This window comes from Streptomyces sp. NPDC057543 (assembly GCF_042801895.1).
GTDB lineage: Bacteria > Actinomycetota > Actinomycetes > Streptomycetales > Streptomycetaceae > Streptomyces.
The window spans coordinates 1-24,494 of sequence record NZ_JBHVFF010000113.1 but is presented as its reverse complement, the minus strand read 5'-3'; the positions used below and the strand labels follow the sequence as shown (position 1 = coordinate 24,494).

The following is a 24,494-nucleotide window of genomic DNA, read 5'->3' as shown; positions in this document are numbered from 1 at the left end:
CTCCCGACGAGGGGAGCGGGCCATCGGTCCGTACTGAGCCGTACCGTGCTGCCGTCAGTGCGCCACGGCGACGAACGAGGAGAGCTCGGCCGCCAGTTCCTCATGGACCCGGGCGTTGAGCAGGGTGCCCTCCGACGTGTGTTCCTCGGAGATCACCTCGCCCTCGGCGTGCACCCGGGAGACGAGTCCACCCTGGGTGTACGGCACGAGCGCCTCGATCTCGATCGAGGGCCGGGGCAGTTCCGCATCGATGAGGGCGAGCAGTTCGTCGATACCGTCGCCGGTACGCGCCGAGACGGCGATCGCGTGCTTCTCGATGCGCAACAGTCGCTGCAGCACCAGCGGATCGGCCGCATCCGCCTTGTTGATGACCACGACCTCGGGCACGTCCAACGCACCCACCTCGCGGATCACCTCGCGCACCGCGGCGAGTTGCTCCTCCGGCACCGGGTGCGAACCGTCCACCACGTGCAGGATCAGGTCGGATTCGCCGACCTCCTCCATGGTGGAGCGGAACGCCTCGACGAGGTGGTGCGGCAGATGCCGTACGAACCCGACGGTGTCGGCCAGGGTGTAGATCCGGCCGCTCGGTGTCTCGGCCCGGCGCACGGTCGGGTCCAGCGTGGCGAACAGGGCGTTCTCCACGAGGACGCCCGCACCGGTCAGCCGGTTGAGCAGCGAGGACTTGCCCGCGTTGGTGTAGCCGGCGATGGCGACCGACGGCACCCTGTTGCGCTTGCGTTCCTGGCGCTTGATGTCACGGCCGGTCTTCATCTCCGCGATCTCCCGGCGCATCTTCGCCATCTTCTCGCGGATCCGACGCCGGTCCGTTTCGATCTTGGTCTCACCGGGACCACGAGTGGCCATACCGCCACCGCCGCTGGAACCGCCGCCGCCCATCTGACGGGAGAGCGACTGACCCCAGCCGCGCAGCCGCGGCAGCATGTACTGCATCTGCGCCAGCGAGACCTGCGCCTTGCCCTCCCGGGACTTGGCGTGCTGCGCGAAGATGTCGAGGATCAGGGCGGTCCGGTCGACCACCTTGACCTTGACTACGTCTTCCAGGTGGATCAGCTGGCCGGGGCTGAGCTCACCATCGCACACAACGGTGTCGGCCCCTGATTCGAGGACGATGTCGCGCAGCTCCAGCGCCTTGCCCGAGCCGATGTAGGTGGCCGGGTCGGGCTTGTCGCGGCGCTGGAAGACGGCGTCGAGCACCAGGGCTCCCGCCGTCTCCGCGAGTGCGGCCAGCTCCGCGAGGGAATTCTCCGCGTCCTGCGCGGTCCCCGAGGTCCAGACGCCGACCAGCACCACACGCTCCAGGCGCAGCTGCCGGTACTCGACCTCGGTGACGTCCTCGAGCTCGGTGGAGAGTCCCGCCACACGCCGCAGCGCGGCGCGCTCCGAACGGTCGAACTGCTCGCCGTCCCGCTCTCCGTCGATCTCGTGGCTCCAGGCGACGTCCTCTTCCATCAGGGCGTCGGCCCGAAGGCTCTCGGGGAGGCTCTCGGTGACATTCTCCGTAGCGCTCTGCGCTTCCTGCGCGTCCTGGGGAAGGGAAGAGGAGGTCATTGGATCCTTACGTAGATGGAAGTCCGTTACATCAGTCACAACGCGTGACCTTTCCCGATGATTCCCGCTGTCGGAAACCCACGGGTCGGGCCGCCGCGGCGACCCGACGATAGTGACATGGTCCGCGGGGCCCGTCACTCGGGTTTACCGCTGTCCGACGGGCTTGGCGCTGTGCCAGTCCGGGTGCCCCGGCATCGGCGGGGTCTTCACGCCGTACAGCCAGCCGTCGAAGAACGTGGTCAGGTCGCGGCCCGCGGTCTGTGACGCCAGCCGGACGAAGTCCGCGGAGGCGGCGTTCGAATCGCGGTGCTTCCTCACCCACGTCCGCTCCAGGCGGTCGAACGCACTCTCGCCGATCTCCTGGCGCAGCGCGTACAGGACCAGTGCGCTGCCGTCGTACACCACCGGCCGGAACAGGCTGAGCTTCCGTCCGGGCGCCGGAATGTCGGGGCGGGCCGGCGGGCCGCCCGCGGCGCGCCAGCCGTCGGACTTGGTGTACGCCGCGCGCATGCGGTCTTCCAGTGCCTTGCCGGCATGCTCCTCTGCGTAGCGGGCCTCGTACCAGGTGGCGTGTCCCTCGTTGAGCCACAGATCGGACCACGCGTGCGGGGAGACGCTGTCGCCGAACCATTGGTGGGCGAGCTCGTGCACCATGATCGACTCGACGTACCACTTGGGGTAGGCGGTTTGGGTGAACAGGGACCGTTCGAAGAGCGAGAGCGTCTGGGTTTCCAGCTCGAAGCCCGTGTCGGTGGCGGCGACCAGCAGTCCGTACGTCTCGAAGGGGTAGCTGCCGACCTGCTGTTCCATCCATTTCAGCTGAGCGGGTGTCTTGGCCAGCCAGGGCTCCAGCCGCTTGCGGTCGGCGCTCGGCACCACGTCACGCACCGGCAGTCCGTTCGGCCCGGTGCGTCGCAGGACGCTGGAACGGCCGATGGTGACCTGGGCCAGTTCGGTGGCCATGGGGTGTTCGGTCCGGTAGGTCCAGGTGGTGTCGGCACCGTGCCGGACCTTACCTGCGGGCAGGCCGTTGGCGACCACCGTGAGGTCCTTGGGCGCGGTGATCCGGAAGGTGAAGAAGGCCTTGTCGGCGGGGTGGTCATTGCTCGGGAAGACCCGGTGCGCGGCATCGGCCTGATTGGCCATGGCCAGTCCGTCGGCGGTGCGCAGCCAGCCGCCGGTGTCCCGGTCGCCGCGTGGGTCGCTGGTGTGCCGGACGGTGATGTGCAGCGGCACTCCGGCCGGGAGCCGGCGGGGCGGCTTGACGACCAGGTCCTCGTCCGCCACGGCGAAGTCGGCGCGCAGACCGTTGATTTCGACCGTACGGACCTTGCCCCGGGTGAAGTCGAGGTTGATCCGGTCCAGCGGTTCGGTGGTCCGCGCGTCGATCGTCGTGACGGCGTCCAGCGGCTTGCTGTTGCTGCCGTGGTAGGTCAGTCCGATGTCGTACGAGAGGACGTCGTACCCGGGATTGCCGAGGTGCGGGAAGAGTGGATCGCCGATGCCGAGCGGCACGGGTGAGGGGAGGGCGGCGGCAACGAGGGTGGCCGATGCGGTGGCCAGCAGAGCGGCCCGCAGACGGCGGGAGATGAACGGCATGAACTACCGCTACCAGCGACTCCCACCCGGGCAGGTGCGGCGCGCGCCACGCCACTCGAACGAGATCAACGCGGCAGATGGCGCTGCGCGGCGGATCCGGACGGGGAGTCAGACGGTGGCTGTCGGATGCTGGGCGCGGCTCACGTCGTACACCCCGGGTACCTCACGCATCGCGCGCATCAGCGCCGGCAGCCCTGCGGCGTCGGGGAGTTGCAAGGTGTAGGTGTGCCGGACGCGCTGTTCGCTGGGTGGTTCGACGGTGGCGGAGATGATCGCCGCGTCCGCCGCCGCGATCGCCTCCGTGAGGTCGGCGAGCAGCCGGGGCCGTCCGAAGGATTCGGCGACCAGGGTGACGCGGCATCCGGGCGCGTCGCCCCAGGTCACCGGGACCGGCACCCGGCCGACGGACTGCATCCGGGAGACCGCGGGGCATTCCAGCCGGTGCACGGTGACGGCGCCGCCGCGCACGACGAATCCGGTGACGGCGTCGGGGGGTACGGGGGTGCAGCAGCCCGCGAGGCGCACGGTGGCGTCCGGCCGGTCCACCATGGCGTTCGCGGTGCGGGCCCCGGCCCTGTCGCCGCCGTCGGTTGCCTGGGGTTGTGGTCCGGGCGGCCTGCGTGCTGCGGGCCCGTTGTTGTGCGAACTCGGCGCGTCCTCGGGATGGGCGTCGAACCAGCCGGTGATGGCGATGCGGGCAGCGGGGGTGCGGGCATGGTCGAGCCAGTCGGGCGAGGGGCCGGACCCGACGTCCTCGGCGAGGAGCAGCTGCACGGTGTCGCCGTCGCTCAGGACGGTGCCGAGGGTGGCGAGCCGGCCGTTGACCCGGGCGCCGATGCAGCTGTGTGCCTCGTCCCCGTACTGCGCGTAGGCGGCGTCGACACAGCTGGCTCCGGCGGGCAGGCCGAGCGTGCCGCCGTCGGTGTGGAAGACCGTGATCTCCCGGTCCTGGGCGAGGTCGGCGCGGAGCGTGGTCCAGAAGGTGTCGGAGTCCGGGGCGGACTGCTGCCACGAGAGGAGCCTGGAGAGCCAGCCTGGGCGGGTCGGGTCTGCGCGCTCTCCGTCCGCGGGTTCGACGGTCTGGGGCCCGGAGCCGCTGTCCGCGGCGTACGGATTACCGAGGGCGATGACGCCGGCCTCGGCGACCTTGTGCATGCGGTGCGTACGGATGAGGACTTCGGCGACCGCCCCGTCGGGGCCCACGACCGCGGTGTGCAGTGACTGGTACAGGTTGAATTTGGGGGCGGCGATGAAGTCCTTGAACTCGGAGATCACCGGCGTGAAGCAGGTGTGCAGTTCGCCGAGCACGGCGTAGCAGTCGGCGTCCTCGCCGACGAGGACCAGTAGTCGGCCGAAGTCGGTGCCGCGCAGCTCGCCGCGTTTGATCCTGACCCGGTGCACGGAGACGTAGTGGCGCGGCCTGATGAGAACCTCTGCCGGAATGCCGGCCTCCCGCAGCACCGCCCCGACGTTGTCGGCGATGGTCGCGAGCGGGTCCTGGGCGCCCGCGGCGCCGGAGGCGTCCGGCTGCGCCGACGCGGCGGCGATCAGCGCGCGGGTGCGTTCGTACTCCTCGGGGTGGAGGATCGCGAAGACGAGGTCCTCCAGCTCGGTCTTGAGCGCCTGCACGCCGAGCCGTTCGGCCAGCGGGATCAGCACGTCCCTGGTGACCTTGGCGATCCTGACCTGTTTCTCGGGGCGCATCACGCCGAGGGTGCGCATGTTGTGCAGTCGGTCGGCGAGCTTGATCGACATCACCCGGACGTCGTCCCCGGTGGCGACCAGCATCTTGCGGAAGGTCTCGGGTTCGGCCGCTGCTCCGTAGTCGACCTTTTCGAGTTTGGTGACGCCGTCGACGAGGTAGCAGACCTCTTTGCCGAACTGGTCCCGCACCTGATCGAGAGTCACCTCGGTGTCCTCGACGGTGTCATGGAGCAGGGAGGCGGTGAGTGTCGTGGTCTCGGCGCCGAGCTCGGCGAGGATCAGCGTGACGGCGAGCGGGTGCGTGATGTACGGCTCGCCGCTCTTGCGCATCTGCCCGCGGTGCGAGGACTCCGCGAGTACGTAGGCCCGGTGCAGGACGGAGAGGTCGGCATCCGGGTGGTGGGCCCGGTGGGCCTCGGCGACATGGCCGATCGCGTCGGGCAGCCGGTCGCGGGAGACGGTGCCGAGCAGCGCGACGCGGCCGAGCCTGCGGAAATCGATCCGGGGACGGCCCCGTCTGCGGATGGGAGCACCTGGGTTGGTGGCCTCTGCACTCATGGGGCACCTCCGGCGACGTCGACCGGCGGTGGGAAGGTGCGGTCGCGCCTCCGGGCCGGTGCTTGATGCTACCGAGCCCACCACGTGGCGGAGTCCGGCTCTCGCTCAGCGTGAAACGGATCACCCATTCGAGCGAAGCTCCGGGGCGTCTCGTTTGGATCATGCCGGGCTCGCGCGCCCCGGCAGGCCTCAGCCCCTGAACGTTTCGAGCCAGGTTGGGTCGATCACGCCCTCGGCGACGATCACGGCGGCGCCGGTCATCTCGATCTCGCCGTCGGGCCGCTCGGTGATCACGAGGGTGCCGCCGAGCAGATCGACCGTGTAGGTGACCGGAGTGCCGGTCACCGCGGGGTCGGCGCCGTCCCTGCGGGCCGCGGCGACGGCCACGGCGCAGGCACCCGTACCGCAGGAGCGGGTCTCGCCCGAGCCGCGCTCATGGACCCGCATGGCGACGTGGCGCGGTCCGCGGTCCACGACGAACTCGACGTTGACACCGTCGGGGTAGACGGCCGCGGGGCTGTACGGCGGTACGGAGCGCAGATCACCGGCGTGCGCCAGGTCGTCGACGAAGGCGACCGCGTGCGGATTGCCCATGTTCACATTGCGGGCGACCCAGCCGCGGCCGTCCACGCTGACCGTGACGCCGCCCTCGGGGAGCAGCGCGCGCCCCATCGACACTGTGATGTCGCCACCCTTGGCGATGTGCACTTTCTTCACACCGCCGCGGGTCGCGACGGCGAGGTCGCCCTCCTCGACGTGCCCGGCACGCTGCAGATAGCGGGCGAAGACCCGTACGCCGTTGCCACACATCTCGGCGATCGAGCCGTCGGCGTTGCGATAGTCCATGAACCACTCGGCCTCGTCCGCCATGGCCCGTGCCTCCGGGTGCGCGGCGGACCGTACGACATGCAGCAGCCCGTCACCACCGATCCCCGCCCGGCGGTCGCACAGTCGGGCGACGACGGGCGCGGGCAGGTCGACGGCATTGTCCGGGTCGGGAACGATCACGAAGTCGTTCTCGGTGCCGTGCCCCTTGAGGAAGGCGATCTGCGAGGTGCTCACAGAGCAACTGTACGAGGCAGCACCGACAGCCGACGAAACCGGGCCGTGCGACGGAGCATGAGGCAGAGGCCGGGCAACGGGGCGCCGGACAGCGGCCGACGTCGCACCGGCGGAACGGCAGTGTCCGTCAGCGGAGCCGGGCCACGCGCCAGATGGCCAGGGCGACCAGTGCGGCGCACACGGCGGCGTACAGAGCGATCACGCGCCAGTCGGATCTCTCGCCCGAGCCCCTCTGCGGCAGCCCGGGCCAGGTGTATCCCACGCGGCGGGCGGCCATCATGCCCCAGCCCGCGGCGCAGCAGCTGATCAGCAGGCCCAGCATGGCGACGACCGCGCCGCCGTCGCCGAACTCGAACGCCAGCGGAAACGCGAACATCAACGATCCCACGGCGGCGAGCATGACGATCGGTGCGAGCTGCCAGATGCGCAGACGCCGCGCGGGCCTGAGCTCGACCTCGACCTCGGGGGTCGTTTCGAGCTCATCGGGCCCGTCGGGGCTCAAGCTTCCTGCGTCGTGCAGCGCGTCCGGTGCGTCTTGTTCTGTGTCGCGAGGGCCGGCCTCCATCGCCACGCGCCCTCCCAACTCGGACTCCACTGGTCGATCGATGCTCGATGATGGCACGCTCCCGGTCACCGAAATGACGGGCAGGGCCTCCCGATGCCATCACGTGATCAGGCTGTAACCGCTCGTTCGACCAACGCCAGCGCCTGGTGCGGAAGTTCCCCGCGGTGCTCCGCGGCACCATTGAGCCAGTGGACCCGCGGGTCGCGGCGAAACCATGAATCCTGACGGCGCGCGAATCGCTTGGTGGCGCGAATGGTCTCGGTGCGCGCCTCGTCCTCGGTGCACTCCTGGGCCAGTGCGGCCAGCACCTGCTGGTAGCCGAGCGCCCTGGACGCGGTTCGTCCCGCGCGCAGGCCGTGCGCCTCCAGGGCGCGCACCTCGTCCATGAGTCCGGCCGCCCACATCCGGTCGACTCTCAGAGCGATGCGTTCGTCGAGTTCGGGGCGGGCCACGTCGACGCCGATCTGGACGGTGTCGTACACCGCATCGTTACCGGGGAGGTTGGCGGTGAACGGCTTGCCGGTGATCTCGATGACTTCGAGGGCCCTGACGATGCGGCGGCCGTTGCTCGGCAGGATGGCCCTGCCCGCTTCGGGGTCGGCGGCGGCGAGCCGGGCGTGCAGGGCCCCGGAGCCGCGGTCGACCAGTTCCTCCTCCAGCCTGGCTCTGACCTCGGGGTCCGTGCCGGGGAACTCCAGGGCGTCGATGGCGCCCTTCACATAGAGCCCGGAACCGCCGACCAGGACTGGAGTGCGGCCCGCGGCGAGCAGCCGGTCGATCTCCGCCCGGGCCAGCCGCTGGTACTCGGCGACACTGGCGGTCTCGGTGACGTCCCAGATGTCCAGCAGGTGATGCGGAACGTTTCCGCGCTCGGAGAGCGTCAGCTTCGCGGTGCCGATATCCATCCCGCGGTAGAGCTGCATGGAGTCGGCGTTGACCACTTCGCCGTCGAGCTGCTGAGCAAGAAATACCCCCAGATCGGACTTTCCGGCTGCAGTGGGACCGACGACGGTGATGACCCGCGGTGCGGGAGCTGAACTTCTCACCGCCCCAGTCTCGCAAACCTCCGGGCCTCTTCCCGAACTCGTGACATGACCGGCGGCGAACGGGGGTCGTTTCGGTCTTCCCACTTCTGCTCCGCACCCGCCCCGCCTCCGCTCCGAACGGCGCGGATCTTCGGCGGTACCAGTAGAATTCGTAAGTGAATAGGGGCGTTTTTTCACGGTTTGCCGTTCGCCTCCAGGGCTGCCCGACGAGGCGGCCGGCAGCGAGGCCGCAGGAGGACGCCCGACCGAGTCCCCCAGCAGGGAAGGTGCCCGATGGGCTTCCTGGACAATTTGAAGGCCAAGCTGAGCCCCGCCAAGGAAAAGGTCGGCGACCTCGCGCATCAGCACGGGGGCAAGATCGACCAGGGGCTCGACAAGGCCGCACGGACGGTCGACCAAAAGACCAAGGGCAAGTACAGCGACAAGATCGAATCCGGCACGAAGAAGGCCAAGGACGTGGTCGAGCGCCTGTCCCACAAGCACGACGAGGGTGGTACCAAGCACGACGAAGGCGGCACGCCGCCCGGTACGCCGCCCGCCTCGTGAACACGAACCGACTCAAGTCCGACGGACGGCCGTGGAGCGATGACGCTGCACGGCCGTCGCCCGTATCCGCCCGGGTGCGAGCCCGGGCGAGCGGTCAGGACCAGGTGGCGACCACGTAGCCCACGCCGTACGGAGCGTCCTCGTACAGCAGCTGTCCGCGCAGGCCCGCCCCCTCACCCGCGCCCGCGAGCACCTGCCAGGGTGCCCGGCCCGCCGCTTTCAGCTCGTACGCCAGCAATTCGTCGAGCGCGATCAGCGCGCCGGAGTCGGCGGTGCCCAACGCGTGGGCGGCCGCCGCGTCGAACGCCTCGGCGCGGTCGTCCAGATAGCCGGGGGCCTTGACCGTGCGGCAGGCACTGCCGTCGCCCATCACCAGCAGCGCCACCCGTTCTGCCCTGGCGGCCAGGTCCTGCCCCGTACTCGTACAGTGGTCGGTTTCGAGCGGCTCCCCCACGCCGAGCCCTTCGACCGGCGCCTCGGCCCACTGCGCTCGGGCGAGCAGCCAGGCGCCGACGGCCAGGGACGGCGGAAGGGGGCGGTCCGCCACGGTTCCGCAGTCGCGCCCGAGCCGTACGTCGAGATCGACTCCGAAGCCCTTGAAGGAGCCGATGGCCCCCTCGGGGTGCGGTCCTCGGCCCACGAGGTCCGCGGGCCCGATCACGAGCAGCAGATCGGGCCGGGCCGCGGCGAGCACACCGAGGGCGTCGGCACAGGCGTCCCGAAGGGCGTCGAGCTCGGGCGCGGCACCGGCGGCGACCTCGGGTACCAGCAGGGGCGGACAGGGGCAGACAGCGGCGGCGACAAGCATGGTGGGCAGCGTACTGGTTGGGCGCGACGCGCCCATCTCCCGCCGTCACCGTTCCCCCCCGCCGTCACCCGTCCCGGGCCGTCGTGGCACGTTCCCCCGCTGTGGCCCGTTCCCCCCGCGGTGTCAGTCGCAGCCGCAGCCGGGGGCCACCGCGGCCGGCAGGGGCGCCGGGGCGCCGATACCGGGCAGGCCCAGCATCACTCCGGCCGGCTTGGCGGCCTCGGTTGCGGTGCGCTTCTCCCACGCGTCGCCGGCCCGGGTCCGCCGTACGCCCAGCGGGGCGCCCTCGGCGAGCAGGTGGTGCGGGGCGGCGTAGCTGATCTCGACGGTGACCACATCGCCGGGACGCACGTCCTCGTCCGGCTTGGTGAAGTGGACCAGGCGGTTGTCGGGGGCGCGGCCGGAGAGGCGGTGGGTGGCGCCGTCCTTGCGGCCCTCGCCCTCCGCGACCATGATCTCCAGCGTCCGGCCGACCTGCTTCTTGTTCTCCTCCCAGGAGATCTCCTCCTGGAGGGCTGACAGGCGCATGTACCGCTCCTGGACGACCTCCTTGGAAATCTGTCCCGCCATCTCGGCGGCCGGCGTTCCGGGGCGCTTGGAGTACTGGAAGGTGAAGGCGTTGGCGAAGCGCGCCTCGCGGACCGTGTGCATCGTCTGCTCGAAGTCCTCCTCGGTCTCGCCGGGGAAGCCCACGATGATGTCGGTGGAGATGGCGGCGTCCGGCATCGCGGCGCGCACCTTCTCGATGATGCCGAGGAAGCGCTCCTGCCGGTACGAACGCCGCATCGCCTTGAGGACGGTGTCCGAGCCCGACTGCAGCGGCATGTGCAGCTGAGGCATCACATTGGGCGTCTCGGCCATGGCCGCGATCACGTCGTCCGTGAAGTCGCGGGGGTGCGGCGACGTGAAGCGGACCCGCTCCAGGCCCTCGATCTTCCCGCAGGCGCGCAGCAGCTTGGAGAAGGCCTCGCGGTCGCCGATGTCGGCACCGTACGCGTTCACGTTCTGGCCGAGCAGGGTGATCTCCGAGACGCCCTCGGCGACCAGGGCCTCGATCTCGGCGAGGATGTCGCCGGTGCGGCGGTCCTTCTCCTTGCCGCGGAGCGCCGGGACGATGCAGAAGGTGCAGGTGTTGTTGCAGCCGACGGAGATGGAGACCCACGCCGCGTAGGCGGACTCGCGGCGGGTGGGGAGCGTGGAGGGGAAGGCCTCCAGGGATTCGGCGATCTCGATCTGCGCCTCTTCCTGGATGCGGGCGCGCTCCAGCAGCACGGGCAGCTTGCCGATGTTGTGCGTACCGAAGACGACATCCACCCAGGGGGCCCGCTGGACGATGGTGTCGCGGTCCTTCTGCGCCAGGCAGCCGCCGACGGCGATCTGCATGCCGGGGCGCTTGGTCTTCATCGGGGCGAGCCGGCCGAGGTTTCCGTAGAGCTTGTTGTCGGCGTTCTCCCGGACCGCGCAGGTGTTGAAGACGACGACGTCGGCGTCGCCGTCGGAGCCCTCCGGGGCACGTACGTAACCCGCGTCCTCCAGCAGCCCGGACAGCCGCTCCGAGTCGTGGACGTTCATCTGGCACCCGTAGGTGCGCACCTCGTACGTTTTCAAACCGTCCACTACTCCACCAGCCACGTCGTTGCCGCTCACCCGTCCAGGGTAAGGGCTCCGGCCGGGCCGCAATGATGAATACCCCATCGGCCGGGGGCACGGTCTCCCGGCCGGTGCACGGAGGCCGCGGCCCCGGACCGCCGGGGTCCTGCCCTGGTCATCGCCGGGACGGGCTGGCAGGATCGCCGCCATGCTCCAGGCACTGTCCCGTATCGGCCGGCTGCGCGCCCTGCAGGCGTGCGCCGCCCTCGTCGTCGTGCTCGGGCTGCTCCTGTGGTGGCTGCTCCCGCTCAGGGAACCTGCGCCGAGCGGAACGCTGGCCTTCAGCACCGGCGTACGCAGTGGGGTCTACCAGCGCTACGGCGAGCGGCTGAAGGGGGACCTGGCCAAGGACCTGCCCCGGGTGTCGATACAGCTGCAGACCAGCGAGGGCTCGCAGCAGAACATCGCACGGGTGGCGACCGGGAAGGCGGACTTCACCATCGCCACCGCCGATTCCCTCGCCACCTATCTGCGCGACGGTAGGCCTGGTGCCGACCGGTTGCGGGGCTGTGTGCGGCTGTACGACGACTACATACAGCTGGTCGTACCCCGGGACTCGAAGGTGCGGAAGGTCTCGGACCTGATCGGCAAGCGCGTCGGGGTGGGTCAGCCCGGTTCCGGCGTACGGTTGGTCGCCGACCGGCTGATGACGGCCGCCGGTCTCGATCCCACGAACGACGTGACGCCGGTTCCCAACGGCATCGACACCATGCCGAAGGAGCTGGAGAACGGCCGGATCGATGCCTTCTTCTGGTCCGGCGGACTGCCCACCTCCGCCGTGCAGGAGCTGTCGGACCGGTTCGCGATCCGGCTGGTGCCGCTGGATGCCGCGCTGATCAAGGAGCTTCAGGCCGTGGGTGGGTCCGCCCGCTATTACCGGTCGGCCATGATGCCCGCCGACGCCTACCGCAGCGCGCAGCAGGGACAGGCGGTGCCGACGGTGGCGGTCGCCAATGTGCTGGTGACCACGGACCGTACGGATCCGTCGATGACCGAGGCGTTCACCCGGACCGTGATCGACAGCCGGGACCGGATCGGGCGCGAGGTGCACGCGGCCCAGCTGGTTGATCTGCGCACGGCGATCTACACCGATCCGCTGCCGCTGCACGAGGGGGCCAAGCGCTACTACCGCTCGGTCAAGCCCTGATCCCCACGAGGGGGCCAAGCGCTACTACCGCTCGATCAAGCCCTGATCCCCACGCCGCCGACCGCTTGCCCCGCCCGCTCAGCCCTGTGGGCCCCGGCGCGGCACCGATACCGTCACCCGCAGCCCGTACGGTTCGTGGGCGGCATAACGGATGGTGCCACCGCCCGCGGCCAGGAGGGCCTGGGAGATGGAGAGCCCGAGGCCGGAACCCTGCACGTTCTGATGCTGGGCGCTGCGCCAGAACCGGTCGCCGACGCGCTCCATCTCCTGTGCGGTCAGGCCCGGCCCCCGGTCGGCGACGACGACCGTGACGTCATCACGACCGGCGGCGACCGTGACGAGGACCTCTTCGTCGGCCGGGGTGAACTTCAGGGCGTTGTCGATGATGGCGTCGAGGGCGCTCGACAGTGCGATGGGGTCCGCCCAGGCCGTCACGGCGGACGAGCCGTCCGCCCTGAGCCGTACCCCCTTCTCCTCGGCGACCGGCCGCCAGGACGCGACGCGTTCCGCGGTGAGCGCACCCATGTCCGTGAGCTGCAGGTCGGCCGCGGCGTGTTCGGCCAGCGCCAGGTCGAGCAGGTCGTCCAGGACCTGTGCGAGGCGCTTGCCCTCCGTGCGCACGGAGGCGATCTCCTCGTTGCCCTCGGGGAGTTCGAGCGCAAGTAGCTCGATCCGCAGCAGCAGAGCGGCAAGGGGGTTGCGCAGCTGGTGCGAGGCGTCGGCGACGAAGGCGCGCTGCTGCTCCAGCACGTCCTCGACATTGTCGGCCATCTCGTTGAACGAGCGGGCCAGGCGCCTGAGTTCCGGCGGCCCTCCGGAGGCCGCGACCCGGGATCGCATCCGGCCACTGGCGATGTCGTGGGTGGCCGCGTCCAGGGTCCGTACGGGCAGCAGCACCCAGCCGGTGAGCCGGATCGCGGCGCCGACCGCCACCAGCATCGCGACCGCTTCGCCGGCCGCGATGAGCAGCCAGCCGCGCAGCGTGCGCGTGCGCATCTCGGTGGTGGGCGAGTCGATGACCACGACGGCGACCACATCGCCGTCCCGTACGACGGGCGAGGCAACGACGACCCTGCCCCGCTGCCAGGGCCAGACCTGCGGCGGATCGTGGCTGCGCCGCCCGAGGAGCGCCTCCTTGAAGGCCTCCCTCCCCTCCCCGTCGATCGGCAGCTGCCAGGTGGCCGGCGCCTTCGCCATGGCGCTGTCGTCCCGGTAGAAGACACCGGCGCGGATGCCGTACACCGAGGCGTAGGTGTCCAGTTCGCTCCGCAGGGTGCGGCGGCGTTCGTCGTAGCCGGGGGTGCGTTCGGCGATGAACTGGGCGAGCGCGGCAAAGCGTGCCGTGTCGTCGATGCGGTCGATGACGACGCGCTGCTGCTGGGCACCGGCCACGCTTACGGCCAGCGGGAAGCCGAGGGCGAGCAGCACGCTCGCCATGAGAACGATGAGCAGGGGAAGCAGCCGGGTGCGCACCTGGGACGTACGCCTCTACGCGGACGGGGCGACGAGGCGGTAGCCGACCCCGCGCACCGTCTCGATCAGTGCGGGCAGGCGCAGTTTGGAACGCAGGGACGCGACGTGCACTTCGAGTGTGCGCCCCGTCCCCTCCCAGCTCGTCCGCCACACCTCGCTGATGATCTGCTCCCGGCGGAAGACCACACCGGGGCGCTGGGCGAGCAGCGCGAGCAGGTCGAACTCCTTGCGGGTGAGCTGGACTTCCGATCCGTCGACGCTGACCCGACGGGTGGGCAGCTCGATATGGACGTGTCCGAGGCGCAGAGCGGCGGCGGGCGTCGGCACGGTGTCCTCGCCGGACGATTTGCGGCGGCTGACGGCATGGATCCGGGCGAGGAGCTCGCCGGTGTCGTACGGCTTGACCACGTAGTCGTCGGCTCCGAGGTTGAGGCCGTGGATCCGCGACCGGACATCGGCGCGCGCGGTCACCATGATCACCGGGGTCGACGTGCGCTTGCGGATCTTCCCGCACACCTCGTAGCCGTCCTGGTCGGGCAGCCCGAGGTCGAGGAGCACGACGCCGAAGGGCTCCGTGTCCGCGGGCAGCAGGGCCTGCAGCGCTTCCTCGCCGCTGCGGGCGTGCACCACCTGGAAGCCGTGCCGGGCAAGGATCGCGGACAGGGCGGCCGCGACGTGGTTGTCGTCCTCGACGAGCAACAGTCTCATGACCCCCCTTTCCGAAGGTGCGATGCCGGTTCCCGTGGACGGGGTGCCGGCGCGGTCTTCTGTACGCCTTCGTACACCTCTCGTCACTCCCCCGTACCGAGGTGTTTCACGTCATGGTGTACCAGGGCATCCACTCCGATGACCGGCACGTCAGTCAAGGGCCCGCCCCCCGCATCGAGCCATCCGTTATGCACCCGGTACGCCCCGGGCGCACCGCCTACCGCCCTGTTCACACCGTGTGTCCGGGTGCCGCCGGATCGTTATCCTCAATTCTCGCTCAGATGTGATGACGCTGATCGCACCGCGTCCTAGGGTCCTTCCCAACCGAGGAGGACGGAGCAAGAAGCCGATGAGCGGAGTTTCAGTGACCAAGGGCGCCGAGGACGCCGCACCTGCGGCGAACGACCTTGTCGTACTGAGCAACGTCAACAAGCACTTCGGCGCGCTGCATGTGCTCCAGGACATCGACCTGACCATCGCCCGTGGCGAGGTCGTGGTCGTCATCGGGCCCTCCGGGTCCGGGAAGTCCACGCTGTGCCGCACGATCAACCGCTTGGAGACGATCGACTCGGGTGACATCTCGATCGACGGCAAGCCGCTGCCGCGGGAGGGCCGGGAGCTGGCCCGGCTGCGCGCCGATGTCGGCATGGTCTTCCAGTCGTTCAATCTCTTCGCGCACAAGACGGTGCTCGAAAACGTGATGCTGGGCCAGCTCAAGGTCCGCAAGACGGACAAGAAGGCGGCCGAGGACAAGGCCCGTTCGCTGCTGGACCGGGTGGGCGTGGCGACGCAGGCCGACAAGTACCCCGCCCAGCTCTCCGGCGGTCAGCAGCAACGCGTGGCCATCGCACGGGCGTTGGCGATGGACCCCAAGGTGATCCTCTTCGACGAGCCGACCTCCGCGCTCGACCCGGAGATGATCAACGAGGTGCTGGACGTCATGCAGCAGCTCGCCCGGGACGGCATGACGATGGTCGTCGTCACCCATGAGATGGGCTTCGCGCGCTCGGCGGCGAACCGGGTCGTCTTCATGGCGGACGGAAAGATCGTCGAAGAGGCCACGCCCGACCAGTTCTTCAATAACCCGCGCAGTGACCGGGCCAAGGACTTCCTGTCGAAGATCCTTCACCACTGACTGATCCTTCACCGCCGGTTTCCGGACCGGCCGATCACTCACATCGCGTCAATTCTAGGGAATTTCACCATGCAGCTTCGTAAGGTCACCGCCGCCTCGGCCGCCGTGCTCGCCCTCGCCCTGACCGCCACCGCCTGTGGTTCCGACGACAAGGACAGCGGCTCGAGCGGTTCGGGCGACGGCAAGAAGATCTCGATCGGCATCAAGATCGACCAGCCGGGTATCGGCCTCAAGACGCCGGACGGCAAGTACACCGGTTTCGACGTCGATGTCGCCACGTACGTTGCCAAGGAACTCGGCTACGACGCCAAGGACATCGTCTTCAAGGAGACCAAGAGCGCCGACCGCGAGACGGCGATCGAGCGCGGTGACGTGAAGTTCATCGCCGCCTCCTACTCGATCAACGACGAGCGGCTGCAGAAGGTCGACTTCGCGGGCCCGTACCTGCTGGCGCACCAGGACATCCTCGTCCGCGCCGACGACAACTCGTTCAAGTCGCCGGCGGACCTGAACAACAAGAAGCTGTGTTCGGTTGCTGGCTCGACTTCGGCGCAGAACGTCCATGACAAGCTGGCTCCGAAGGCCGATCTTCAGGAGCTCGGCGGCTATTCGGAGTGCCTGACCGGCCTGGAGAACAAGGTCGTCGACGCGCTGACCACTGACGACTCCATTCTCGCCGGCTTCGCGTCGCAGCAGCAGTTCCAGGGCAAGTTCAAGCTGGCCGGCTTCAAGATGAGCAACGAGAACTACGGCATCGGCCTGAAGAAGGGCGACGCCGACCTCAAGAAGAAGATCAACGACGCGCTCACCAAGATGGTCTCGGACGGTTCCTGGGACAAGGCCGTGAAGGACAACTTCGGTCCGGCGAACTACAAGAACGAGCAGGCCCCGAAGATCGGCAACATCGTCAAGTGAAGCAGGGCTGACCCGGCGCGCCGTCGGTGAACGGCGGCGCGCCATGCCCTCCTACACGCGGAAGCGCGGGAGATCGTGTTCGACTTTCTTGAAGGTTATGACCTGTTGGGGGCCTTCTGGGTGACGGTGCAGCTCACCGTCTACTCGGCCCTCGGCTCCCTCATATGGGGAACGCTGCTGGCCGGCATGAAGGTCAGCCCGGTCCCCCTGATGCGCGGCTTCGCTACCGCGTACGTGAATGTGGTCCGGAACATTCCGCTGACCGTGATCATCGTCTTCTCGTCGCTGGGTCTCTTCCAGACCCTGAGCATCAACCTCGGTGCCAGCGATTTCAAAACCATCAACTTCCGGCTCGCGGTAGTCGCCCTGATCGCCTACACCGCCGCCTTCGTGTGCGAGGCCGTGCGCTCCGGGATCAACACCGTGCCCGTGGGCCAGGCCGAGGCAGCGCGTGCCCTCGGGCTGAGCTTTACCCAGGTGCTGCGTCTGATCGTCCTCCCGCAGGCGTTCCGCGCGGTCGTCAACCCGCTGTCCAACGTGCTGATCGCGCTGACGAAGAACACCACGGTCGCTTCCGCGATCGGGGTCGCCGAAGCCTCGTACCTGATGAAGGAAATGATCGAGACCAAGGCCCAGTTGATGCTCATCTCCGCGGTCTTCGCGTTCGGCTTCATCGTTCTGACCCTCCCGACCGGCCTGATCCTCGGCTGGGTGAGCAAGAAGGTGGCGGTGAAGCGATGACTTCCGTCCTCTACGACGCCCAGGGACCGCGCGCCAAGCAGCGCAACATCCTGTACACGGTGCTGTTCGTGGTGTGCGCCGCGGCAGTGGTGTGGTGGGTCTACGACGGCCTCGCTTCCAAGCACCAGCTCGACTGGATCAAGTGGAAGCCCTTCTTCACCAGCGCGCAGCCCTGGGAGACATACATCTGGCCGGGCCTCCAGAACACGCTCAAGGCCGCGTTCTTCGCCCTGCTCATCGCGCTGCCGCTCGGTGCGCTGTTCGGCATCGGACGGCTCTCCGACCATCGTTGGGTACGGCTGCCGGCCGGTGCGGTGGTCGAGTTCTTCCGCGCCATCCCGGTACTGATCCTGATGATCATCGCGAATGCGGTGTACTCCGAATACACGAACATCAGCAGCGACTTGCGGCCGCTGTACGCCGTGGTGACGGGCCTGGTCCTCTACAACGCCTCGGTACTCGCCGAGATCGTGCGGGCCGGCATCCACTCCCTGCCGCAGGGCCAGACCGACGCGGCCAAGGCGATCGGGATGCGCAAGGGCCAGACCATGGTGTTCGTGCTGCTGCCACAGGCGGTGACGGCCATGCTGCCGGCGATCGTCAGCCAACTGGTCGTCATCGTGAAGGACACCGCACTCGGTGGCGCCATGATGACCTTCCCCGAGCTGCTGTCCTCGGTCCGTCCGATGAGCGCGAACTACGGCGCGAACACCATCGCGTGCTTCACGATCGTCGCCGTGATCTACGTCGCCGTGAACTTCGCACTCACATCGTTCGCGAGTTGGCTGGAGCGGTGGCTCCGGCGTACGAAGAGGGGCACGGGTGCAGTGGTCGGTGCCGGGCCCGGGGGCGCACCGGAGACCATCGGTGAGCCGGCGCTCGTCGTCGATGACGGACGCGCCGTCTGACGGCTCGTCGATCTGCGTCCCCGAGGGGCGGTGGCACATCCGCCACCGCCCCTCGCCGCCTTCCGGTGTCGCTTGACGCAGGCACCGGCAGTAGGTTGCATACGTTCTGTGATCGCGCCCCCAGCTCCCGCCGCCGCCACACATACTCCGCCGCCTACCCCTCTTTCGAGCCATCGGCTCCTTTCGTCCGCGCCCTCGGCGTCGTTCGCACGGATTCGAGGAGCCGCCCCGTGGACCCGGTGATCGTCGTCGGCGCCGGGCCCGTCGGCCTGACGCTGTCGCTCGCTCTCGCGGCGCAGGGCGTCCCCTCCGTCCTTCTCGACGAGGACCCGGCCAGGGACGAGACGCGTCCGGCCCGCACGGTGGTGCTGCGCGAGGACACCGCGGCCCTGGTGGAGCGGCTGGGCTGCAAGGCGCTCCGGCACGAGGGGTTGCGGTGGTCCGGGTGGCGGTCCATGCGGCGCAAGCAGCTGGTGCGTGAGCTACCGCTCGGCGAGGACTCCCCCGAGGGCGATCCGTCGCCGGCCCCCATCCACCTGCCGCAGCACGTCCTGACCCGCGGGCTGCGGGACGCGGTGTCCGCGCAGGAGCTGGTGCGGGTGGCCCCGTACAGCCGGATCGACACGCTGGAGCAGGATCAGGCCGGGGTCACGATGCACACCAGGGAGCCGAACCCGACCTGGTGGCGCGGGAGTTACCTGGTGGGCTGCGACGGCGCCAGGTCCACCGTACGCAAGCTCCTCGACATCCGTTTCCCCGGGCGTACGGCGGTGGAGCGGCATGCCGTCGCGGCGCTGCGCACCGAGCTCCCCTGGCCGGGGCAGGCCGTGCTGCACCGGCTGCCGCCATGGCGGACCGGCGGCGCCGAGGTGACCGCACGACCGCTGCCGGACGGCGCCTGGCGGCTTGACTGGCTGCTGCCGCCGCGCGGCGAGCTCGTCACACCGGACGCCCTGATCGCCCGGATCCGGGACACCCTGGCGGGCTGGTGCGGCGAGACACCGCCGTACGAACTGCTGGACACGGGTGTGTACACCCTGCACCACCGGCTCGCCCTGCGCTGGCGGGTCGACCGGGCCTTCCTGGCCGGGGACGCCGCCCATCTGCTGGGCGCGCTCGGCACCCAGGGACTCGACGAGGGGCTGCGGGACGCCGAGAACCTGGCCTGGAAGCTCGCCCAGGCCTGGCACCACGGCGCCTCCGACGTGCTGCTCGACAGCTACCAGGCCGAGCGCCGGGCCGCGGTCGCCGCACGGCTGCGCGCCGCGGACCAGTCGCTGCCGATACTGCGTGGCGGCGGAGGCCTGCGGACCCTGGTCCCGGGGAGCGCACGGGGGCACGACTCGCTGCTCACCGACGGACATCTGGGCTGTGGCCCCCTCGGTGCGCCCCCCTCGTACTCGCACTCGCCCCTTGCGCCCTCACGCGCCGAGGCGCACACCTCTGTGAGTACGCCCCCCGGCGCGCCGGTCACCGATGTGCGGGTGACGGCTCCGGACGGCACGACCGTGCGGCTGCGCGAGCGGCTGGGTCAGGGGCATCTGCTGGTGGTCCTGGTGGCGCCCGGTACGGGGGTGTGGGACCGGCGTCACTGGATGAGCGCCGGCGTCATGCCGCGGCTGGTCGCGGCTGTCGACGCGTTGCCGGTGAAGGGCGAACTGCTGGTGACCGAGAGCTATCCGGGGGCGTCGGCCCACACCGTGTTGCTGATCAGGCCGGACGGCCATCTCGTGGCGTCCTTCGGCGGGGTACGGCCCCGGGAGCTGTTCGCGGCGGCGGATGCGGTACGGGGCGGGGCGGCGCGCGCCTCCGTACGCTCCGACCAGACTGCGGGCATCAATTGACCGATGCGGAGGTGCATGGTGTACTCCGAAACGTGATCGACACCGATGTGCGCCTGTGGCGGAGGGTCCATATGGACCTCGTCCGCTATGCGGGCTGCGTGTGTCGCCCGTCCTGCTGAATCGCCTCTTCCTGCCACACCGTGCGCTCTGCCGCACGGTTGTGCGTCCGCGCGAACCCTCAGGACGGTCTCTGTGTCTGCTCCTTCATCACCCTCTGTACACATCTCCTCCGCCACCGCCGACGGTGCTTCCGGTCCGACGGCCGCGGAGCTGCTCGATTTCGTCCGCCGTGTCGCCGCCGACGCCGAGATCATCGCCTCGCTCCCGCTCGATCCCGAAGGCCGCACCTGGGTCCAGCTCGAAGGGCCGGGCGGCAGCGAGGCCTGGCTGATCGGCTGGCCGCCGGGCACCGGAACCGGCTGGCACGACCACGCCGACTCGATCGGCGCCTTCACCACCGCCGCCGGCACCCTCAGGGAGCTGTCGCTCGCCGCCCGGCTGCCCACCGACGGTTGGAAGACGCTCGAACTCACCGAAGGCATCGACCGTTCCCGGCAGTTGGCCACCGGCCAGGGCAGGTTGTTCGGCCGACACCACGTCCACGAGGTGCTGAACGAATCGGGTACGGAACACGCTGTCTCCGTCCATGCGTACTACCCGCCGCTGCCGCAGATCCGGCGCTACAGCCGCACCGGTGCGGTGCTCCGTCTCGAACAGGTCGAACGGCCGGAGGACTGGCAGTGAGCGACAGGCCTCGGCGCGGTACGGCACCGGTCGGAATCGACGAACTGCTGGAACGGGTTCGGGCCGGGTTCGTCCGCGTCGGCCCGCGGGAAGCGCTCGCCGCTACCGCGGACGGGGCGCTTCTCGTGGACATCCGCTATGCGGAGCTGCGGGAACGGGACGGACTGATTCCGGGCGCGCTGGTCGTCGAACGCAATGAGCTGGAGTGGCGCCTCGACCCGCTGGGCAGCCACCGGGCCCCGGAGGCGGCAAGCCACGACCTCCAGGTCGTGGTGGTCTGCAACGAGGGCTACGCGTCGAGCCTCGCCGTCGCGTCCCTGCGTCAGCTGGGGCTGCATCGGGCGACCGATGTGATCGGCGGGTTCCAGGCGTGGCGTACGGCAGGGCTTCCGGTCGAGGCCTGACGGACGGGGGTGACGGCGGGCGGACGGGGGGGGCGGACGGACGTGGTCGGCGGCGGAGCATCCGGCTGAGAAGGGCCTGCTCCGGCGCTGCGGAAGGCCCGATCCCGCTATCGGCCTTGCCCGGACTGCACGCGTCGCACGGGAGCATCCACCCGGGTTGCGGGTGGGCACACCGTCGTGGTGCGGGCCTGGCCCTCCCTCAACTCGGTACCACCGGGCTGCTCCGGGGTGCCGGGGGCCGGGCCCCGCCCACCCGCTCGCCGGTGCCCCGAATCCGCCCCGACACACCCGAACGCCACGCTCCGGTGGAGCAATCTCCGTACTCGACGGACATTCGGCTCAACGCCGAGGACCGACGTGACGGAGACTTCGCACTCATGCCGACGCCCACCTTGACCCCCGACCAACTCGATGCCCAGGCCGCTCGCCTCCACGACACCGAGGCCTGGCAGCAGATCGTCACCGGCTGGGACCTCACCGCCGCCGAACCCGTACCCCCCTCTCCCGGCATCGTTGATGGGCCGACGGGCCGTCAGCCGGCCGACTGGCGAGACCTGCTGTCCGTACCGGTCGATCAGCTCATCGCCGAGTCCGTGCGCGCCCTGCCGGCGACCGCGCCACGCGAGCGGCCCCTCCCCGGGCGGCTCGGCGCGATCCTCCCCGACCGGCTCCACTCCTGGCGGCGCATCGGTCAGCCCGAAGTGCGGCCCTCCACCCATCTCGCCCACGCACGGCAGATCCTGACCGAGTGGGGCTGGCAGAACACCCCGTACCGGCTCCGCAACGCCCGCGGCGCCCGGTGCGTCTGCGGCGCTCTGCTCACCGCCCACCGCCTGGGCTACGGCTCCCTCGACACCGTGGACCGGGCGGGCGCCTGGCTCGTCGCCGAACTCCGGTCCCGGGGCTGGACCGGTCTGATCGGACCGTGGAACCGCTGCCCCGGCCGCACCGCCGCGGATGCGCTCGCGCTGATCGACGCCACCATCGCCCGCGCCGCCCGCGCCGGGCAGTGAGGCAACCCCACGGACGCCCCGGGCGTGGCGTTCGACGAGGGCGTGAGGGAGCGGCGGCCCGGCCCTTGGCCCGGACGCGGCGCCGCTCCTCAGTGACGGGTGAGCAGCGCGTCGACCAAATCGCGCAGTGGCCCCGTGAGGTCCTGCGATGTGGCCGACGCGAGCGGCTCCAGACCGGGAGAGGCGCGCAGCACCGTGATGCCGAAGGCCACGGACAGAACGAGTTGGGCCCGCAGGAGGAGCCCGTCACCGTCGGGCTCTTCGGGGCGCCAGCCGGCCACCGAGGCGAGCCGCTCGCTGAACGTGCGCAGCAGGCCGGTGCGCATCTGCTCGGTGCGCTCGTCGCCGGAGGAACGCAGCAGCAGCAGAAGGGCGTCTCTGGGGCCGTCCGTGGCGAGCACGCCCGCGGTGTGACTGACGATGATCTCCGGAATCTGTTCCAGGTCGGCCACCGTGCCCGCCGCGTGGACGAGTTCGTCGATGACTGCCTTCAGACAGGCTTCGAAGAGGCCTTCCTTGGACTGGAAGTAACGGTTGATGAGCGCGACGTTGACACCGGCGTCGTCGGCGATGTCGCGCACGGTCGTGGCCGCGTATCCGTCGTACGCGAAGCGTCGGCGGGCCGAGTCGAGCAGGAGCCCACGGGTCCTGGCGCCGGCACCTCGCCGGGAGGGCGGCGGGCTGTTGTCCGTCGGCGCCAGGGGCGCGGGAGCTGCCTGGGAACTGCTGGCTTTCATGGCTGTCCTCTCTCTGCTCGAACGGTACCGCCCGCGCCACGGTGTAAACAGATGTTGACCTCACTCCCCCGCCTGCCCTAGCGTCTATGTAAGCAGATGTTTACTTTTGGCTCCGGGCGAGCGACTGATGCCCGGCAGCCCCTCACTTATGGAGTCCCGAATGGACGCCCCCCAGCCCACGGCCCGCACCGGCGGTGTGGTCGCCACGCTGGCCCTCGCCGGCATCACTGCCGCGATCATGCAGACATTGGTCACGCCGCTCATCGCGGAACTGCCCCAGATCCTGCACACCTCGCCGTCGAACGCGGCATGGGTGATCACCGTCACCCTGCTGGCGGGGGCGATCTGCGTACCGATCTCCGGCCGCCTCGGCGACCTGATCGGCAAGCGCCGCATGCTCCTGGCGTGCTCCGTGCCGCTCGTGGCCGGCTCACTGGTCTGCGCCCTCGCCTCCTCCGTCGTCCCCATGATCATCGGGCGTGGACTGCAGGGCATGGGCATGGGCATGGTGCCGCTGGGCATCGCCCTGCTGCGCGACGTGGTCCCGGCGGAGAAGCTCAGCTCCTCCATCGCGCTGGTGAGCGCCTCCATGGGCATCGGCGGCGGGCTCGGCCTGCCGATCGCCGCAGCAGTCGCGCAGTACGCCAACTGGCGAGTGCTGTTCTGGGGCTCCACCGTCCTGGCCGTGGCGATCGCCGTCGCGATCTGGTTCGTCATCCCCGACGTCCCGGCCGGCGCCAAGGGGCAGCGCTTCGACGCCCTCGGCGCGGTAGGGCTCGGCGCCGGACTGGTCTGCCTGCTGCTCGCCGTGTCGAAGGGCGCCAACTGGGGCTGGACCTCGGCGACGACCCTCGGACTGTTCGCCGCCGCCGTCGTGATCCTGCTGGCCTGGGGCGCCTGGGAACTGCGCACGCGGGAGCCACTGATCGACCTGCGCACCACGGCCCGCCCCCGGGTGCTGCTCACCAACGTCGCCTCGATCTTCGTCGGCTTCGGCATGTACGCGAGCATGCTGGTCGTGCCGCAGTTGCTCCAGTTCCCGGAGGCGACCGGCTACGGCCTGGGCCAGTCGATGCTTGCCGCCGGCCTGTGGATGGCGCCGGGCGGCATCATGATGATGATCGTCTCCCCGCTCGGCGGGAAGCTCACCGACGCCCGCGGCCCGAAGTTCACCCTGATCTGTGGCGTCCTGGTGCTGGCCGCCGGGTACGGCCTGTCGCTCGTCCTCATGGGCTCCGCGTGGGGACTCATGCTGGCCCTCATGGTCATCAACAGCGGCGTGGGCCTCGCCTACGGGTCGATGCCCGCGCTGATCATGAGCTCCGTACCGCTCTCCGAGACCGCCGCCGCCAACGGATTCAACACCCTCATGCGTTCACTGGGGACCTCGGTCGGCGCCGCCGTGATGGGCGTGGTCCTCTCCCAGATGACGGTCACCATGGGGGGATACAGCTTCACCTCCGAGAGCGGCTTCCGCACGGGCCTGACGATCGGCTGCGGCATCGCGCTGGTCGCCGCGGTCATCGCGAGCGTCATCCCGGCCGCCCGGGCCGCCTCGGACGTCGACGGCAGAAGCAAGGCCGCCGTCGCGCCCGAGCAGGCCGCGGCCGAAGTC

General features: G+C 69.9%; 23 protein-coding genes. 12 read left to right on the top strand and 11 right to left on the bottom strand.

Going from position 1 to position 24,494, the window contains the following annotated elements; translation table 11 throughout:
- Positions 1-54 precede the first annotated feature (54 nt).
- From hflX to miaA, 6 genes are all read right to left on the bottom strand, one after another.
- On the bottom strand, positions 55-1,572 hold the full coding sequence (gene hflX, locus ACFU8Q_RS20175; RefSeq protein ID WP_384455575.1) for a GTPase HflX: 1,518 nt from the start codon (positions 1,570-1,572) through the stop codon (positions 55-57).
- A 144-nt stretch (positions 1,573-1,716) separates the two neighbouring features.
- A complete protein-coding gene (locus tag ACFU8Q_RS20170) occupies positions 1,717-3,171 on the bottom strand; it encodes a M1 family metallopeptidase (protein WP_384455572.1) in 1,455 nt (484 codons plus the stop codon).
- 108 nt (positions 3,172-3,279) lie between these two features.
- Positions 3,280-5,433 (bottom strand): RelA/SpoT family protein, encoded by a 2,154-nt coding sequence (locus tag ACFU8Q_RS20165; protein WP_384455569.1) that lies wholly within the window; start codon positions 5,431-5,433, stop codon positions 3,280-3,282.
- Between the two features lie 189 nt (positions 5,434-5,622).
- Entirely contained in the window at positions 5,623-6,495 is an 873-nt protein-coding gene (dapF, locus tag ACFU8Q_RS20160) for a diaminopimelate epimerase (protein WP_384455566.1), read from the bottom strand.
- Positions 6,496-6,622: 127 nt separating this feature from the next.
- The gene (locus ACFU8Q_RS20155; protein WP_384455581.1) at positions 6,623-7,060 is read right to left on the bottom strand and encodes a hypothetical protein; all 438 of its coding nucleotides are present in this window, start codon (positions 7,058-7,060) and stop codon (positions 6,623-6,625) included.
- 107 nt (positions 7,061-7,167) lie between these two features.
- A complete protein-coding gene (miaA, locus tag ACFU8Q_RS20150; protein WP_384455564.1) occupies positions 7,168-8,106 on the bottom strand; it encodes a tRNA (adenosine(37)-N6)-dimethylallyltransferase MiaA in 939 nt (312 codons plus the stop codon).
- Positions 8,107-8,379: 273 nt separating this feature from the next.
- On the opposite strand from miaA, the gene ACFU8Q_RS20145 reads away from it, so the two are divergent.
- The gene (locus tag ACFU8Q_RS20145; protein ID WP_384455561.1) at positions 8,380-8,652 is read left to right on the top strand and encodes an antitoxin; all 273 of its coding nucleotides are present in this window, start codon (positions 8,380-8,382) and stop codon (positions 8,650-8,652) included.
- Between the two features lie 94 nt (positions 8,653-8,746).
- Here ACFU8Q_RS20145 and ACFU8Q_RS20140 read toward each other — a convergent pair whose 3' ends face one another.
- Together ACFU8Q_RS20140 and miaB are read right to left on the bottom strand one after the other, a co-directional pair.
- Positions 8,747-9,460, bottom strand: coding sequence for a class III extradiol dioxygenase subunit B-like domain-containing protein (locus ACFU8Q_RS20140; protein ID WP_384455558.1), 714 nt, complete (start codon positions 9,458-9,460; stop codon positions 8,747-8,749).
- 123 nt (positions 9,461-9,583) lie between these two features.
- Entirely contained in the window at positions 9,584-11,077 is a 1,494-nt protein-coding gene (gene miaB, locus ACFU8Q_RS20135; protein WP_384455578.1) for a tRNA (N6-isopentenyl adenosine(37)-C2)-methylthiotransferase MiaB, read from the bottom strand.
- A gap of 181 nt (positions 11,078-11,258) precedes the next feature.
- Between miaB and ACFU8Q_RS20130 the strand changes: the two genes are divergently transcribed.
- Positions 11,259-12,257 (top strand): TAXI family TRAP transporter solute-binding subunit, encoded by a 999-nt coding sequence (locus ACFU8Q_RS20130; RefSeq protein WP_384455555.1) that lies wholly within the window; start codon positions 11,259-11,261, stop codon positions 12,255-12,257.
- A gap of 78 nt (positions 12,258-12,335) precedes the next feature.
- Here the strand turns inward: ACFU8Q_RS20130 and ACFU8Q_RS20125 are convergent, their stop codons facing one another.
- Both ACFU8Q_RS20125 and ACFU8Q_RS20120 read right to left on the bottom strand, forming a co-directional pair.
- Positions 12,336-13,730: a sensor histidine kinase gene (locus ACFU8Q_RS20125; RefSeq protein WP_384455552.1), complete on the bottom strand. Its 1,395-nt coding sequence runs from the start codon at positions 13,728-13,730 to the stop codon at positions 12,336-12,338.
- A gap of 15 nt (positions 13,731-13,745) precedes the next feature.
- Positions 13,746-14,438, bottom strand: a complete 693-nt coding sequence (locus tag ACFU8Q_RS20120; RefSeq protein ID WP_384455549.1) for a response regulator transcription factor — start codon at positions 14,436-14,438, stop codon at positions 13,746-13,748.
- A 349-nt stretch (positions 14,439-14,787) separates the two neighbouring features.
- Between ACFU8Q_RS20120 and ACFU8Q_RS20115 the strand changes: the two genes are divergently transcribed.
- The 9 genes from ACFU8Q_RS20115 to ACFU8Q_RS20075 all read left to right on the top strand — a co-directional run bounded on the left by ACFU8Q_RS20115 (position 14,788) and on the right by ACFU8Q_RS20075 (position 22,142).
- On the top strand, positions 14,788-15,573 hold the full coding sequence (locus tag ACFU8Q_RS20115; RefSeq protein WP_384455545.1) for an amino acid ABC transporter ATP-binding protein: 786 nt from the start codon (positions 14,788-14,790) through the stop codon (positions 15,571-15,573).
- Between the two features lie 69 nt (positions 15,574-15,642).
- Positions 15,643-16,488: a glutamate ABC transporter substrate-binding protein gene (locus ACFU8Q_RS20110; protein ID WP_384455542.1), complete on the top strand. Its 846-nt coding sequence runs from the start codon at positions 15,643-15,645 to the stop codon at positions 16,486-16,488.
- Between the two features lie 75 nt (positions 16,489-16,563).
- Positions 16,564-17,229 (top strand): amino acid ABC transporter permease, encoded by a 666-nt coding sequence (locus tag ACFU8Q_RS20105; protein WP_384455539.1) that lies wholly within the window; start codon positions 16,564-16,566, stop codon positions 17,227-17,229.
- Positions 17,226-18,137 carry an amino acid ABC transporter permease gene (locus ACFU8Q_RS20100; RefSeq protein ID WP_384455536.1) on the top strand — a complete coding sequence of 304 codons (912 nt, stop codon included), beginning with the start codon at positions 17,226-17,228 and terminating at the stop codon, positions 18,135-18,137. The genes ACFU8Q_RS20105 and ACFU8Q_RS20100 overlap by 4 nt, the downstream gene beginning before the upstream one ends.
- 230 nt (positions 18,138-18,367) lie before the next feature.
- Positions 18,368-19,981, top strand: a complete 1,614-nt coding sequence (locus ACFU8Q_RS20095; RefSeq protein WP_384455533.1) for an FAD-dependent monooxygenase — start codon at positions 18,368-18,370, stop codon at positions 19,979-19,981.
- Between the two features lie 11 nt (positions 19,982-19,992).
- The gene (locus ACFU8Q_RS20090) at positions 19,993-20,100 is read left to right on the top strand and encodes a putative leader peptide (protein ID WP_353962448.1); all 108 of its coding nucleotides are present in this window, start codon (positions 19,993-19,995) and stop codon (positions 20,098-20,100) included.
- 73 nt (positions 20,101-20,173) lie between these two features.
- Positions 20,174-20,725 (top strand): cysteine dioxygenase, encoded by a 552-nt coding sequence (locus tag ACFU8Q_RS20085; RefSeq protein WP_384455530.1) that lies wholly within the window; start codon positions 20,174-20,176, stop codon positions 20,723-20,725.
- Positions 20,722-21,129 carry a rhodanese-like domain-containing protein gene (locus ACFU8Q_RS20080; RefSeq protein WP_384455527.1) on the top strand — a complete coding sequence of 136 codons (408 nt, stop codon included), beginning with the start codon at positions 20,722-20,724 and terminating at the stop codon, positions 21,127-21,129. The genes ACFU8Q_RS20085 and ACFU8Q_RS20080 overlap by 4 nt, the downstream gene beginning before the upstream one ends.
- Positions 21,130-21,506: 377 nt before the next feature.
- Positions 21,507-22,142 (top strand): hypothetical protein, encoded by a 636-nt coding sequence (locus tag ACFU8Q_RS20075; RefSeq protein ID WP_384455524.1) that lies wholly within the window; start codon positions 21,507-21,509, stop codon positions 22,140-22,142.
- An 89-nt stretch (positions 22,143-22,231) separates the two neighbouring features.
- Here ACFU8Q_RS20075 and ACFU8Q_RS20070 read toward each other — a convergent pair whose 3' ends face one another.
- A complete protein-coding gene (locus ACFU8Q_RS20070; RefSeq protein WP_384455522.1) occupies positions 22,232-22,879 on the bottom strand; it encodes a TetR/AcrR family transcriptional regulator in 648 nt (215 codons plus the stop codon).
- Positions 22,880-23,039: 160 nt separating this feature from the next.
- On the opposite strand from ACFU8Q_RS20070, the gene ACFU8Q_RS20065 reads away from it, so the two are divergent.
- On the top strand, positions 23,040-24,494 hold a 1,455-nt coding region (locus ACFU8Q_RS20065; RefSeq protein WP_384455519.1), incomplete at its 3' end, for an MFS transporter.